An 11,869-nucleotide genomic window follows, 5' to 3' on the forward strand; every position below is an offset into this window, starting at 1 on the left:
AAACACCCCGACCTATCCTGACCGGGCGATCGACGTCATCGACCACCTGCGCGAGGAGCACCCGTCATGACTCCCCCCGGCACCCCCATCGCCGTCATCACCGGAGCCAGCAGCGGAATCGGCGCCGCCACGGCCAGGCAACTGGCCGCCGCCGGCTACCGCGTGGTCCTCACCGCCCGCCGCAAGGACCGCATCGAGGCCCTGGCCGCCGAGATCAACGACGCCGGCCACCAGGCCGCCGCCTACGCCCTCGACGTCACCGACCGGACCGCCGTCGACGAATTCGCCACCGCGTTCCGCACCCTCGCCGTCCTCGTCAACAACGCCGGCGGCGCCCTCGGCGCCGACCCCGTCGCCACCGGCGACCCCGACGACTGGCGCCAGATGTACGAGGTCAACGTCATCGGCACCCTCAACGTGACCCAGGCCCTGCTCCCGGCCCTCACCGCGAGCGGAGACGGCACGGTCGTCGTCCTCTCGTCCACCGCCGGCCACTCCACCTACGAGGGCGGCGCCGGCTACGTCGCCGCCAAGAACGGCGCCCGCGTCCTCGCCGAGACCCTCCGCCTGGAGATCGTCGGCACCCCGGTCCGCGTCATCGAGATCGCCCCCGGCATGGTCAAGACGGACGAGTTCGCCACCACCCGCTTCCGTGGCGACACCGACAAGGCCGCCAAGGTCTACGCCGGCGTGGCCGACCCCCTCACCGCCGACGACGTAGCCGAAACGATCACCTGGGCCTGCACCCGCCCCCCACACGTCAACATCGACCTCCTGGTGGTCCGCCCCCGAGCCCAGGCCTCCAACACCAAGGTCCACCGCGAGCTCTGACACGTACGGGTGAACGCACCCGATCACCCACACGCCAACCGAAGACCCGACCTAACGTCGAAGACAACTCCATACAGAACGGCCCTCGGCAGGGATTGCAGTCCCGACCGAGGGCCTGACCATCAGGAAGGCAACACTTCCCATGGCTGAACAGGACCCTAGCGCGCCCGCGCTCTTCGACATCAGCGCCCTCGCCCCCACCACACCGTCCTTCATGGACCTCGAGGACCCGAACTACGCCTACATGTTCGGCTTCCTCCAGGCCGACGGGCACCTCAGTGAACAGACACGTCAGCGGGGGCGGTTGACCGTCGAGATCAACGCGCGGGACATCGCCATCCTCCGCGAGTTCCAGCGGCTGACCCCGCACAACAGCAGCATCACCGAACGCACCCGCTCCACGAACTTCTCCGGCAGCCATCACTCGGCCACCTGGAACCTGTGCTCGCTCGAAGCACGCACCACCCTCAACCAGCTCGGCCTGCCATACGGCAAGAAGTCAAAGAAGATCACGCCACCCCGCGTGCCCTTCTCCCGCCGCGACTACCTCCGCGGCGTGATCGACGCGGACGGCTCAGTCGGCTTCACCGGCCAGGGCCTCCCATTCGTCTCCCTCACTACAGCAAGCACCGCTATCGGCGCGTACCTGTGCCACTACGCAAAGAAGGTCACCGGCGCCGAACGCCAGATCAAGCGGAACGCGCGTGACGGGATCTACAACATTCTGTACACGACGGAGGCGGCCGTTCAGCTGGCCGCGCACCTCTACTACCCCGGCTGCCTCGCCCTGGAGCGCAAAAGGACTGCCGCCAGTTCCCTTGCCAACTGGGTGCGTCCGTCCGGGATGAAGGTTCGACCTCCGCGGAAGCCCTGGACCGCCGAAGCAGACCGCATCCTGCTCGCGGCACCCACTCTGACTCACGCGGCCGCGGAACTGGGCCGCTCCCAGAGCAGCTGCCAGGTGCGACGTTGGCGCCTGCTCAACGGCATCGAGAGCTAGAGCATGGCGAAAGGCCCCAGGCGCGTTGCGTCGGGGGCCTTTCGTCTTCCGTTCTCGGGCGTCAGCCCTTCACACAGATGACCTGCTTCAGCTTGGCGACGACCTCCACCAGATCCCGCTGCTGTTCGATCACCTTCTCGATCGGCTTGTACGCACCCGGGATCTCGTCCACGACGCCAGAGTCCTTGCGGCACTCCACTCCCCGTGTCTGCTCCTCCAGGTCCCGTGTCGAGAAGCGCCGCTTCGCCGCACTCCGGCTCATCTTCCGGCCGGCACCGTGCGAGGCGGAGTTGAAAGACGCTGCGTGCCCCAGGCCCTTCACGATGTACGAGCCCGTGCCCATCGAGCCCGGGATGATCCCGAACTCCCCAGAGCCGGCCCGGATCGCGCCTTTTCGTGTGACCAGCAGGTCCATGCCCTCGTACCGCTCCTCCGCCACGTAGTTGTGGTGGCAGGAGATCACCGGCTCGAAGGTCACCCTGGCCTTGCGGAACTCCCTACGGATGACCTCCTGGAAGAGCGCCATCATGATCGCGCGGTTGTGCTTCGCATACTCTTGCGCCCAGAACAGGTCGTTACGATAGGCCGCCATCTGCGGAGTATCCGCGACGAACACCGCCAGGTCACGGTCTACAAGACCCTGATTATGCGGTAGCTTCCGGGCTTCACCAATGTGGAACTCGGCGAGTTCTTTGCCAATGTTGCGCGACCCAGAGTGCAACATGAGCCACACAGATCCCTGCATATCTATACAGAGCTCCGTAAAATGATTCCCCGACCCGAGCGTTCCCATCTGCAAAGCAGCTCGCTCCCGCCGGAACTTCACCGCATCCGCGACCCCGTCAAACCGCGACCAGAAGTCATCCCACCCCGCCGTCGGAAACTGGTACAGCCGCTTCGGATCGACCTCCTCGCGGTGCATCCCCCGCCCCACCGGAATCGCCTGCTCGATCTTCGACCGCAGCCTCGACAGATCACCCGGCAGGTCGTTCGCCGTCAGCGAGGTCTTGACCGCCGACATCCCGCAGCCGATGTCCACACCGACCGCCGCCGGACAGACCGCCCCCTGCATCGCGATCACCGACCCGACCGTCGCGCCCTTGCCGTAGTGCACGTCCGGCATCACGGCCAGGCCCTTGATCCACGGCAGCGTCGCCACGTTCTGCAGCTGCTGCATGGCACCGCCCTCCACCGTGGCAGGGTCGGCCCACATCCGGATCGGAACCTTCGCCCCCGGTACCTCTACGTACGACATACTTCCTCAATTCCCCCGAAAAGCCCGATAACGCAAAAACCGGCGCCAAAGCCCGTACAGGTGACAACGGACCGGCATCAACGGCTGCGTGTGCGATAGACATTGTGTCCATCGGCCGGGTTCGCGCGGCAAACAGTTTTCGGGAAAGACTTCGAGAGAAGGGAGCCTGGGACCGTGCAGCGAAAGAGGTACGCCCCCGGCCGCACCGGGCCCGCGGCGCGCACCGCCGTCGTGCTCACACTCGGCCTCGGCCTCGGGATCGGCCTCATCGGATGTTCCGCCGACACCCCGACGGACGACATCGCCTTCGACGCCAAGGCCGGCCCCGCCGCGCCCGTCGCGCCGCCCGGCCGCTACCGCACGCTCTTCGAGCCCTGCGGTTCCGTCCCGCAGGCCATGCTCAGGGACCTGCTCCCGGGCGCGGCCGCGCTGGCCGACCCCGAGCGGAACAAGGCGTACCGGGGCGCCGCGGCCATGACCTACGACACCGATCGGCGGGTCGGCTGCACCTGGAAGGCCGACACCCCGGACGTCTCGCACCGGCTGGCGCTCGATGTCGAGCGGGTCGTGTCGTACGACACCGCCGTCAGCGACGACGACCGGGCGCAGGAGGTGTTCGTCCGCAAGCAGCTCGCGGCGCACATCCCGCTGGCCCCGACGGCCCCCCCGGCCCCCACAGCCACGGCGACAGCGACGGGGGCGGGGACGGTCGCACCCCCCGGCGCGAACACCCACGCCCCCCAGAGCCCGGCCAAGACCCCGCCGGCCACCACCGCGCCGCCCACACCCCCGCCGGGCACCGCCCCCGCCACGGGCACCACAACCGGCACCGCCTCCGCCACGGGCGCCGCAACCGGCTCCACCGCCACCGGCCCGACCCCGTCCGGACCCACCCCTTCCGGCCCCGCCCTCACCGGCCTCGAACCCCGCGTGCTCGGCGGTCTCGGGAACGTCGCGTACGTGGACGACGTCCTGAGCACGGTCGGCGCGAACGGCCGTGAGCGTGCCGTCAGCGTGGTGTTCCGCACATCCAACGTCATCGTGACCGTCTCCTACCGGGAGCAGACCACGGGTTCGGCCGAGGCTCCCGACAGCAAGGAACTGCAGGAAAAGGCCCGGAATCTGGCCCGGCTGCTCGCCGAGCGCCTGGAGGAGTAGCGGTCCGGCTCCGCTCCGTGAGCGCGCGGCGACCACGTAACGTGTCGCCGTACCCGTGGCCCACCCGCACCCGTGCCCGTGGCCGCCGGACCCCCGGCCGGACCGCACGACAAGCGACTGAAGGAACCATGCAGCGATCAGCCCCGCGACTCACTCGCATACTCGCCTGCGCCGCCGTCCCGGTGATGCTCGTCGTCGCCGGCTGCTCCTCGGACTCCGGTGACGGTGGCTCCGGGAAGACGGGCTCGAAGGACAAGGCCGGCGCGTCGGCGTCCGCCTCTCCCTCGCCGTCGCAGACCACGAAGACGGTCGAGCCGGCGAGGTTCGCGAAGCTGCCGCAGGCCTGCAAGGCGATCTCGGCGAAGTCGACGGCCTCGCTGGTGCCGAAGGCGAAGACCAAGAACGGCACGCCCGCGCCCTCCAGCGACCTGACGAGCCGCACTGGCTGCTCGTGGAACGGTCTCGCCGACCTGGGCGTGAAGGGCTCGCAGTACCGCTGGCTCGATGTGTCGTTCTACCGGTACGAGTCGGACGTCTCGCTCGGCAGCGGCCAGGAGCGCGCGCAGGAGAACCTCGCGAAGGAGCTCGCCAAGATCGAGGAGACTCCGGGCGCCAAGAAGCTCCGCACCACCACGGCGACGGGTATCGGCGAGGAGGCGAAGACCGTCGCGTACCAGCTGCACAAGACGGACGAGGACTTCGTGTACGGCTCCGTCGTGGCGCGTACGGGCAACGTCTTGGTGCTGCTCTCGTACAACGGCGCCGGGTACGCGGGCGCGGCGACCCCGACGGAGAAGACCGTCATGGAGGGCGCGGTGAAGGCGGCGAAGGAAGCCGTGGCCGCGGTCGCCGCAGCCAACAAGTAGTCACAAACCAGCGCACAGTGGCACGTCCGTGCGGAGCCCGTCCCTCCCCCGAGGGCCGGGCTCCGTGCACGTGTGCCACTCTGTGCGCGCGGGATGTCGAATGACGGGAGGGGATCGCGGGTGGCCGCGATGCAGCTGACACGCACACACCGAATACTCATCGGCCTCGTCATCGCCGGTGCGCTGATCATCGCGGGGATCGGTTTCGCGGGTTCGTACGCCGCCGTGCGCGAGCTCGCCCTGGACAAGGGCTTCGGCACCTTCTCGTACTTCTTCCCGATCGGCATCGACGCGGGCATCTGTGTGCTGCTCGCCCTCGACCTGTTGCTGACGTGGTTGCGGATCCCGTTCCCGCTGTTGCGGCAGACGGCGTGGGTGCTGACGGCGGCGACGATCGCGTTCAACGGCGCGGCGGCTTGGCCGGACCCGTTGGGCGTCGGGATGCACGCGGTGATCCCGATGCTGTTCGTGGTGGCTGTCGAGGCCGCGCGTCACGCCGTGGGGCGGATCGCGGACATCACGGCGGACAAGCACATGGAGGGTGTCCGGCTGACCCGCTGGCTGCTGTCTCCTGTGCCGACGTTCCGGCTGTGGCGCCGGATGAAGCTGTGGGAGCTGCGCTCGTACGAGCAGGTGATCAAGCTGGAGCAGGAGCGGCTGATCTACCAGGCGCGCCTGCAGGCCCGTTACGGCCGCAGCTGGCGGCGGAAGGCGCCGGTGGAGGCGCTGATGCCGCTGCGTCTCGCCCGGTACGGCGTCCCGCTGGCGGAGACGGCGGCGGCGGGCCTCGCGGCGGCGGGCATCGAACCGGCGTTGCTGCCCCCGCAGCCGCAGGCGCAGGCGCAGCCGCAGGCGCAGCCGCAGGCCCCCGTGCCGGTACCCGCGCAGCAGCTGCCGCAGTTGCAGGCGTCGGCGCAGGCGCCCATGCCGCAACAGCCACAGCAGCAACCCTCACCGACCGGCCTTCCGCAGGCCGAGGCGGAGCCGCCGGTGGGCCCCGTGAACCACGAAAGCCCCTGGTTCGACACGCAGCAGCTCGCCTCGGAGACGTACGAGGGCACGTACAACCCTCGGATCGTCGAGGGTCTGGAGCCCACGCCGGTCCCGGTCCCGCAGGGCCCGGAGGACGTTCCCCCGCCGGGGCCGGACGAGTTCGTCCCGTACCCCGAGTACGTGGAGGAGCAGCTGGAGCCGCAGGAGGTCGAGGAGTTCCGCGAGGTCGTCTACAAGCAGACCTGGGCGTATGCCGTGGAGAACGACCGCTTCCCGGAGACGCAGGAGCTGGAGCGGCTTGTGGCTGATCACTACGGCGTCGAGCAGCTCCGCAACCCCGAGCTGCTCCACCGGGTGATCCCCGAGGTCCAGCAGCGGATCCAGCAGGACATGCAGGAGTACCGCACCCCCTGACCCGCGCGGAGAGTATGTGAAAGGGCCGCCACCCGGCATCCGGGTGGCGGCCCTTTCACACGCTCACGTCACGCGCTCACGCGCTCACGCACCGAGCAGCTTCCTCACCCGGTCCGCGCCCACGGCGAGCAGCAGCGTGGGGAGTCGCGGGCCGGTCTCGCGGCTGACGAGCAGCTTGTAGAGCAGGGCGAAGAACGCGCGCTGCGCGAGCTTCAGCTCGGGGGTCGGCTTGGCCTCCGGGTCGAGACCGGCCATCACCTTCGGGACGCCGTAGACGAGGGTGGTGAGCCCGTCGAGCGACCAGTGGCTGTCGAGGCCCTCCAGGAGCCGGCGGAGCGACTCGCGGCCCTCGTCGTCGAGGGAGCCGAGGAGCTCGGTGTCGGGCTCCTCCCGGACGATGGTGCGCTGGTCGGCCGGGACCTGGTTGGTGATCCAGTTCTCGGCGCGGTCGAGTCGGGGCCGGACCTCGTCGAGGGTGGTGACGGGGTTCTCCGGGTCGAGCTCGGTGAGGATCCGCAGGGTCTGCTCGTCGTGGCCGGCGGTGATGTCCATGACCGAGGCGAGCGTCCGGTACGGGAGCGGGCGCGGGGTGCGCGGGAGCTCGCCGGCGGCGGTGCGGGCGGCGCGCGTGTGGGCGGCGGCGTCGGCGGGCAGCACGGTGCCGTCGGCGACCTTGGCCTCCAGCTTGTCCCACTCGTCGTAGAGCCGCTGGATCTCCTGGTCGAAGGCGATCTTGAAGGACTGGTTGGGCCTGCGGCGCGCGTACAGCCAGCGCAGGAGCGGCGCTTCCATGATCTTCAGGGCGTCGGCGGCGGTCGGTACGCCTCCGCGTGAGGAGGACATCTTGGCCATGCCGCTGATGCCGACGAAGGCGTACATGGGGCCGATGGGCTGGACGCCGTCGAAGATCTCGCGGACGATCTGGCCGCCGACGACGAAGGACGAGCCGGGCGAGGAGTGGTCGACGCCGGAGGGCTCGAAGATGACGCCCTCGTAGGCCCAGCGCATCGGCCAGTCGACCTTCCAGACCAGCTTGCCGCGGTTGAACTCGCTGAGCTTCACGGTCTCGGCGAAGCCGCAGTTCGTGCAGGTGTAGGCCAGTTCGGTGGTCTCGTCGTCGTACGAGGTGACGGTGGTGAGGTCCTTCTCGCACTGTCCGCAGTACGGCTTGTACGGGAAGTAGCCGGAGGCGCCGCCGGAGCCGTCGTCCTCGCCGGCCGCGCCGGAGCCCTCCTCGGCTTCCAGTTCGGCCTCGTCGAGGGGCTTCTGCGACTGCTTCTTCGGCGCCTTCTTCGTCCGGTACTGGTCGAGGATGGCGTCGATGTCGCCGCGGTGCTTCATGGCGTGCAGGATCTGCTCGCGGTAGGCGCCGGCGGTGTACTGCTCGGTCTGGCTGATCGGGTCGTACTCGACGCCCAGCTCGGCCAGTGAGTCGACCATGGCGGCCTTGAAGTGCTCGGCCCAGTTGGGGTGGGGCGAGCCGACGGGGGCCGGGACGGAGGTCAGCGGCTTGCCGATGTGCTCGGCCCAGGACGCGTCGATGCCCTCGATGCCGTTCGGCACCTTGCGGTAGCGGTCGTAGTCGTCCCAGGAGATGAGGTGCCTGACCTCGTGCCCGCGGCGGCGGATCTCGTCGGCGACCAGGTGCGGGGTCATGACCTCGCGGAGGTTGCCCAGGTGGATCGGGCCGGACGGGGAGAGGCCGGAGGCGACGACGACCGGTTTGCCAGGCGCACGTCGCTCCGACTCGGCGATGACCTCGTCCGCGAAACGGGAGACCCAGTCGGTCTCGGTGCTGCTCTGAGCCACGGTCGGTACGTCCTTCTTCCTGAGGGGTGCTGCTGACAGCCCTATGTCTACGTGCCTATGTCTACGTGAGCCATTCTCCCAGACGGAACAACGCTCTTCGTGGTTGTCCACAGGGCGAGGTTGTCGGCGAGGGTTGTCCACAGGCGGGGAAATCACGTTGCGCTCCCGTGGGACACTTGACAAGCGAATCAGACCTGACGAACTCAACAGGAACGGAAGCTCATGGCCTCGGTCCCTTCCCTCGCTTCGACCGTGCAGCAGCGCCTCGCGGACGGCCTCTCGGCAGCTCTGCCGGAGGCGGCGTCCGCCGACCCGCTGCTGCGACGAAGCGACCGGGCCGACTTCCAGGCCAACGGCATCCTGGCGCTGGCGAAGCAGCTCAAGGGCAATCCGCGTGAGCTGGCGACGAAGGTCGTCGAGGCGATCCCGGAGAACGACGTGCTGGCGGAGATCGAGGTGTCGGGCCCCGGCTTCCTGAACATCACGGTCACCGACGCGGCGATCGTGCGGACGCTGGCGGCCCGCGCCGCCGACGCCCGGCTCGGCGTGCCGTTCAACGAGTCGGCGGGCACGACGGTCATCGACTACGCCCAGCCGAACGTGGCGAAGGAGATGCACGTCGGGCATCTGCGCTCCGCCGTGATCGGCGCGGCGATGGTCGAGATCCTGGAGTTCACCGGCGAGAGCGTGGTCCGGCGGCACCACATCGGCGACTGGGGCACCCAGTTCGGCATGCTCATCCAGTTCCTGATCGAGCACCCGCACGAGCTGGACCACAAGGCCGAGGACGGCGGCGAGGTCTCCGGTGAGGAGGCCATGTCGAACCTGAACCGGCTCTACAAGGCCTCGCGTGCCCTCTTCGACTCCGACGAGGAGTTCAAGACGCGGGCCCGCGCGCGTGTGGTGGATCTCCAGGCCGGCGACGAGCAGACGCTCGCGCTCTGGCAGCGGTTCGTCGACGAGTCGAAGATCTACTTCTACTCGGTCTTCGACAAGCTCGACATGGACATCCGGGACCCCGACGTGGTCGGCGAGTCCGGCTACAACGACATGCTGGTGGAGACCTGCCGTCTGCTCGAGGAGTCGGGCGTCGCCGTCCGCTCCGAGGGTGCGCTGTGCGTCTTCTTCGACGACGTGAAGGGCCCGGACGGCAACCCGACCCCGCTGATCGTCCAGAAGTCCGACGGCGGTTTCGGGTACGCGGCGACGGACCTGTCCGCGATCCGGGACCGGGTGCGGAACCTGAAGGCGACGACCCTGCTGTACGTGGTCGACGCGCGGCAGTCGCTGCACTTCAAGATGGTCTTCGAGACGGCCCGCAGGGCCGGCTGGCTGAACGACGACGTGAAGGCCGTCCAGCTGGCCTTCGGCACGGTCCTCGGCAAGGACGGCAAGCCGTTCAAGACCCGTGAGGGCGAGACGGTCCGGCTGGTGGATCTGCTGGACGAGGCGATCGACCGTGCTTCGGCCGTCGTCCGTGAGAAGGCACAGGACCTCACGGAGCAGGAGATCGCGGAGCGGGGCACCCAGGTGGGCATCGGCGCCGTGAAGTACGCCGACCTGTCGACCTCGGCTGCCCGTGACTACAAGTTCGACCTCGACCAGATGGTCTCGCTCCACGGTGACACCTCGGTCTACCTGCAGTACGCGTACGCCCGTATCCAGTCGATCCTCCGCAAGGCGGGCGACGCCAGGCCGGCCGCTCACGCCGAGCTGGGCCTCGCGCCCTCCGAGCGGGCCCTCGGCCTGCATCTGGACGCCTTCGGCGAGCTGATCGCCGAGACGGCCGCGGAGTACGCGCCGCACAAGCTGGCCGCGTACCTCTACCAGCTCGCCTCGCACTACACGACGTTCTACTCGGAGTGCCCGGTCCTGAAGGCGGACACCCCGCAGCAGGTCGAGAACCGTCTCTTCCTCTGCGACCTGACCGCCCGCACGCTCCACCAGGGCATGGCCCTGCTGGGCATCAGGACGCCCGAGCGTCTCTGACCCTCCGCGGCACGACGAAGCCCCCGGCACGGATGATCACCGTGCCGGGGGCTTCGTCGTCGACCGAGGTCAACGGAGGGAGTGCGAGGTCCTGCCCGACACCTCGTCGATCTCCGTGTGGGCCTTCTGGAGCAGCTGCGAGGCGAGATCCATCAGCGCGCGTGCGCCGGCGATCTCCTCGCCCACCCTCAGCTGGTCCGGATCGGAGGGGTGACGGTTCGCGGTTCCGTGGGCCCGGAACTCGGTACCGTCGCTGAGCCGGACCATGGCCGCGGCCCGCGTCCGGTCACCTTCCTCCTGGAACTCCATCTCCACATGCCATCCGACAAGCGTGTGCATCATGAGGACCACCTCCAGCGAGGTACCTGTCGGCTACCTCTCCAGGGTGCGCCGGACGGCCGTCACCGGCGAGCCGACCCCAGGGTCTGCGCGACCTCGGTGGCCCAGTAGGTCAGGATCAGCTGCGCGCCGGCCCGGCGGATGCCGGTGAGGGTCTCCAGGATCGCCTTGTCCCGGTCGATCCACCCCTTCTCCGCGGCCGCCTCGACCATCGCGTACTCACCACTGATCTGGTACGCGGCGACGGGCACGTCCACGGACTCGGCGACCTTCGCGACCACGTCGAGGTACGGCCCCGCCGGCTTGACCATCACCATGTCGGCGCCCTCCTCCAGGTCGAGGGCGAGCTCGCGCAGCGATTCCCGCAGATTCGCGGGGTCCTGCTGGTAGGTCTTGCGGTCGCCGCTGAGGGAGGAGCCGACGGCCTCGCGGAAGGGGCCGTAGAAGGCGGAGGAGTACTTCGCGGTGTACGCGAGGATCGACACGTCCTCCTTGCCGATGGTGTCCAGGGCGTCCCGGACGACCCCGACCTGGCCGTCCATCATCCCGGAGGGCCCCACGACGTGGACGCCGGCGTCGGCCTGGACCTGGGCCATCTCGGCGTAACGTTCCAGCGTGGCGTCGTTGTCGACGCGGCCGTCGGCGTCGAGGACGCCGCAGTGGCCGTGGTCGGTGTACTCGTCGAGGCACAGGTCCGACATGATGACCAGCTCGTCGCCGACCTCGGCCCGCACGTCACGGATGGCGACCTGCAGAATGCCGTCCGGGTCGGTCCCGGCCGTACCGGCGGCGTCCTTCTTGGCGTCCTCGGGCACGCCGAAGAGCATGATCCCGGAGACTCCGGCCTCCAGCGCCTCGACCGCGGCCTTCCGCAGGGTGTCGCGGCTGTGCTGGACGACCCCGGGCATGGCCTGGATCGGCACGGGCTCGGTGATCCCCTCGCGCACGAACGCGGGGAGGATCAGATCGGCGGGATGCAGTCGCGTCTCAGCCACCATCCGCCGCATGGCAGGCGTCGTCCGCAGCCGCCGCGGCCGCACCCCGGGAAAGGATCCGTACGAGTTCATAGCCCCGAGGCTACGCCCGCCGAAACGATGCACTTACCGACCCCGTGTGGGCATACGCCCGCCCCACGCCCGTACGTCCGCCCCGCCCGCCCCCGTGCGGCCGTACATCCACCCCGCCCCACCCCCGTGTGGGCACGCCCCGCTCCCC

The 11,869-nt window shown here is 69.2% G+C and carries 10 protein-coding genes; 6 read left to right on the forward strand and 4 right to left on the reverse strand.

What is annotated here, in order from left to right; all coding sequences use genetic code 11:
• Window positions 1-66 precede the first annotated feature (66 nt).
• Together ACIRB7_RS24985 and ACIRB7_RS24990 are read left to right on the forward strand one after the other, a co-directional pair.
• Entirely contained in the window at window positions 67-831 is a 765-nt protein-coding gene (locus tag ACIRB7_RS24985) for an SDR family NAD(P)-dependent oxidoreductase (RefSeq protein WP_403602674.1), read from the forward strand.
• Window positions 832-973: 142 nt separating this feature from the next.
• On the forward strand, window positions 974-1,831 hold the full coding sequence (locus tag ACIRB7_RS24990) for a hypothetical protein (protein WP_403602676.1): 858 nt from the start codon (window positions 974-976) through the stop codon (window positions 1,829-1,831).
• Between the two features lie 61 nt (window positions 1,832-1,892).
• Here ACIRB7_RS24990 and ACIRB7_RS24995 read toward each other — a convergent pair whose 3' ends face one another.
• Window positions 1,893-3,086, reverse strand: coding sequence for an RtcB family protein (locus ACIRB7_RS24995; protein WP_403602678.1), 1,194 nt, complete (start codon window positions 3,084-3,086; stop codon window positions 1,893-1,895).
• Window positions 3,087-3,260: 174 nt separating this feature from the next.
• Between ACIRB7_RS24995 and ACIRB7_RS25000 the strand changes: the two genes are divergently transcribed.
• The 3 genes from ACIRB7_RS25000 to ACIRB7_RS25010 all read left to right on the forward strand — a co-directional run bounded on the left by ACIRB7_RS25000 (window position 3,261) and on the right by ACIRB7_RS25010 (window position 6,517).
• Window positions 3,261-4,244, forward strand: a complete 984-nt coding sequence (locus tag ACIRB7_RS25000) for a DUF3558 domain-containing protein (protein ID WP_403602680.1) — start codon at window positions 3,261-3,263, stop codon at window positions 4,242-4,244.
• A 128-nt stretch (window positions 4,245-4,372) separates the two neighbouring features.
• Window positions 4,373-5,110 (forward strand): DUF3558 domain-containing protein, encoded by a 738-nt coding sequence (locus ACIRB7_RS25005; RefSeq protein WP_403602682.1) that lies wholly within the window; start codon window positions 4,373-4,375, stop codon window positions 5,108-5,110.
• A 120-nt stretch (window positions 5,111-5,230) separates the two neighbouring features.
• On the forward strand, window positions 5,231-6,517 hold the full coding sequence (locus ACIRB7_RS25010) for a DUF2637 domain-containing protein (protein ID WP_403602684.1): 1,287 nt from the start codon (window positions 5,231-5,233) through the stop codon (window positions 6,515-6,517).
• 84 nt (window positions 6,518-6,601) lie between these two features.
• On the opposite strand, the gene lysS is transcribed toward ACIRB7_RS25010, so the two are convergent.
• Window positions 6,602-8,326: a lysine--tRNA ligase gene (gene lysS, locus ACIRB7_RS25015; RefSeq protein ID WP_403602686.1), complete on the reverse strand. Its 1,725-nt coding sequence runs from the start codon at window positions 8,324-8,326 to the stop codon at window positions 6,602-6,604.
• Window positions 8,327-8,548: 222 nt separating this feature from the next.
• Between lysS and argS the strand changes: the two genes are divergently transcribed.
• Window positions 8,549-10,315 (forward strand): arginine--tRNA ligase, encoded by a 1,767-nt coding sequence (argS, locus tag ACIRB7_RS25020; protein WP_403602688.1) that lies wholly within the window; start codon window positions 8,549-8,551, stop codon window positions 10,313-10,315.
• Window positions 10,316-10,384: 69 nt separating this feature from the next.
• Here argS and ACIRB7_RS25025 read toward each other — a convergent pair whose 3' ends face one another.
• Both ACIRB7_RS25025 and hemB read right to left on the reverse strand, forming a co-directional pair.
• Entirely contained in the window at window positions 10,385-10,654 is a 270-nt protein-coding gene (locus tag ACIRB7_RS25025) for a DUF1876 domain-containing protein (RefSeq protein ID WP_351216676.1), read from the reverse strand.
• A gap of 62 nt (window positions 10,655-10,716) precedes the next feature.
• Window positions 10,717-11,721: a porphobilinogen synthase gene (gene hemB, locus ACIRB7_RS25030; protein WP_403602690.1), complete on the reverse strand. Its 1,005-nt coding sequence runs from the start codon at window positions 11,719-11,721 to the stop codon at window positions 10,717-10,719.
• Window positions 11,722-11,869 lie beyond the last annotated feature (148 nt).

Origin of the sequence: Streptomyces sp. NPDC093795, from assembly GCF_044764665.1 — a bacterium.
In the GTDB taxonomy this organism is placed as follows: Bacteria; Actinomycetota; Actinomycetes; order Streptomycetales; family Streptomycetaceae; genus Streptomyces.

What these genes read in the sequence shown, in the direction of transcription:
- ACIRB7_RS24985 (WP_403602674.1), top strand. Translation starts at nt 67, where the DNA reads ATGACTCCCCCCGGCACCCCCATCGCCGTCATCACCGGAGCCAGCAGC.
- ACIRB7_RS24990 (WP_403602676.1), top strand. Translation starts at nt 974, where the DNA reads ATGGCTGAACAGGACCCTAGCGCGCCCGCGCTCTTCGACATCAGCGCC.
- ACIRB7_RS24995 (WP_403602678.1), bottom strand. Translation starts at nt 3,086, where the DNA reads ATGTCGTACGTAGAGGTACCGGGGGCGAAGGTTCCGATCCGGATGTGG.
- ACIRB7_RS25005 (WP_403602682.1), top strand. Translation starts at nt 4,373, where the DNA reads ATGCAGCGATCAGCCCCGCGACTCACTCGCATACTCGCCTGCGCCGCC.
- argS (WP_403602688.1), top strand. Translation starts at nt 8,549, where the DNA reads ATGGCCTCGGTCCCTTCCCTCGCTTCGACCGTGCAGCAGCGCCTCGCG.
- ACIRB7_RS25025 (WP_351216676.1), bottom strand. Translation starts at nt 10,654, where the DNA reads ATGCACACGCTTGTCGGATGGCATGTGGAGATGGAGTTCCAGGAGGAA.
- hemB (WP_403602690.1), bottom strand. Translation starts at nt 11,721, where the DNA reads ATGAACTCGTACGGATCCTTTCCCGGGGTGCGGCCGCGGCGGCTGCGG.